We start from the raw sequence: 2,095 nt of genomic DNA, 5'->3' as shown, positions 1-2,095 counted from the left end.
CGGAGTCCGCGCCCGCCCCCAGCCCCCCGGCCGAGCCACCCTGACCACCCGCAAGAAGGGCAACCCCCAGGTCCAGCTGGGGTGGCTCCCGGAGGAATGATCTACTGGCCGACGGGCTGCGGAACACCCTCGACGAGCCCGGACTCGTCGAGGCAGCCAAGGCTGTCCGCGATGGTGCGGGACGCGCTGTTCAGGATCGCAATCTGCTGGTCCGGATCGCCCCGATGCCCCATGGCTACGTAAAGATTTCCCGCAAGGTAGGCACCTGACGAAGCACCAATATCGCATTTGAATTCAATAATGGCTGATCCGTCTGAAACATAGGCAATCTCGCCCGTGGAATAAGTGGACATGCCAGCATCAAGTGATCCCTTTGAGATCAAGCTGTCACGCCAGCCAAACGAAAACGTCACCTCTGGCCGCATCGTGTCTGCCGGAGTGAACACCCGACAGTATTCAAACCAAAGCCTCTCTTCTCGCAAAAGATCCTGAACGTAAACGTCCATCTCCGCTGGGTTCTCGCCTCCAAATTCGCTGAACTTCTCCTGTCCAGTCAACTCCTCCAGACTCGCAGCAGACCCACCGGCCAAGAGCCCATCGCAGACAACGGCTGCAGGAACTCCGGACCCCTGGACAACATTGTCGGGTTTTCCCTTCGCCGCCCCGCCAAAACATCCGGTTAGGAACACAAGAGACACAGCGACCACGGAGAAAGGGAAAAGGCGTAGGTCCATTTTTCCGAGCAACATCACGCTGAACCTTTATTTGTAGGGGTATTGTCCAAATCGATCGTCATCAATATTCGCCAAACTATAAGAATCTCTGACAGACCGCTCAATCTCTGAGATATCACGATCCGAGACAATGCCCCTTGCAGCACTGGCATATTCGTCTGCGGCCAGCAACAAGGCATGCTCACCCCGCCCGTATATATCCCATGATTCAACCTGCTTCCTTTGGCCAGGATCAGGAAGATCTCCCGATCCATCGTCCAAGCCTTCCACAAGGAAATTAGTCAGAAGCTCCCCTCCTATATCGGCACCGATGGGCACCAGGACCGCGGCAGCTCCACCCGTTGCAGGCAAAGCAACAAGTGCCACGCCCGCCCCAACGGTGGCACCGATAAACGTCCCTGCCCATCCAGCCGAACTGGCAAGAGCTTCCTTTTTGGCCTCGGAATCGACTTCGTAATCGGCTCCGATCTGCTCTACACGTGCATGATCCAAAATTCCACGAACCGTTGCACCAGTATCCAGCACTTCAGTCCCCCGCATGAAGCTGTCATCGTCCATCGGAGGAAATCTGTCCATGGCTGCGAATGTATACGCTTGCTGCGCCCAGGACATTATCCCATGAGATTCTTCATTTTGCCCCAGAGCTGCAAGGAATCTGATGGTGCTATTTTTTCCATTTTCCAGCTCTCCGCCGTAGGGCGACTGAAAGGTCTCTGCGTGAATATCCCGCCGCTCCTCAGTTACCGAGGAAATGGAGTAATCGATATTATCGATATAGGCAGCACCCATAAGTGCAAGCGGGACCACCATTTCTGGCTGTTCATGAACAAGCTGGGGGTCGATTGTCCCGTACAGATGCACAACTTGCTCCATAACCTGGGCGGAATCAGCAGTGCGCTGGTCCATCCGGATGCTGCTATCCAAGTCGTCGGGATCAATAGAATCCGGAGCAACACCCGTGGTCGCAGCAACCAAGGCATCACCCACTACGGACGGAATTTCCGTCATTTGAGGCACCAAGCCGTCTGTATTCTTCCACCAAGAGCGCTCCTGAGTGAGGTACGACAATCGGCTGTTGACCTCGGAATCCATGTCCAACGGGTCAAAAGTTTCAGGTGGGGCGAAGAAGGATGTTGACGCTTCAGGATTATGGCTCAGCGCTTCCAGGTAACCGGTCACAGGGTCCAGTCCGTAATCATCCGCAGCCCCGAAACTCAGGCGCACATCGGATTGCCACAGTCTCCAGTTGGGCGTTCCACCCGCCCCAGTGATGGGATCAGCAGATTCACCGAACTCCCTGACAAACTCCATCTCGAAGTCCATCAGACCGTCGCCGTATTCGAGAAGAAATTCCGTCTCGA

General features: G+C 55.5%; 1 protein-coding gene and 1 pseudogene. Both read right to left on the bottom strand.

Going from position 1 to position 2,095, the window contains the following annotated elements:
* Window positions 1–101: 101 nt before the first annotated feature.
* Window positions 102–752, bottom strand: coding sequence for a hypothetical protein (locus AC5WRL_RS28020; RefSeq protein WP_496091485.1), 651 nt, complete (start codon window positions 750–752; stop codon window positions 102–104).
* A 9-nt stretch (window positions 753–761) separates the two neighbouring features.
* Window positions 762–2,095: pseudogene (locus AC5WRL_RS28015) on the bottom strand (hypothetical protein); the annotation flags it as partial.

This window comes from Streptomyces sp. NTD107 (genome assembly GCF_059510435.1).
The sequence above is the reverse complement of the archived record's forward strand: the minus strand, read 5'-3'. Positions and strand labels throughout refer to the sequence as shown.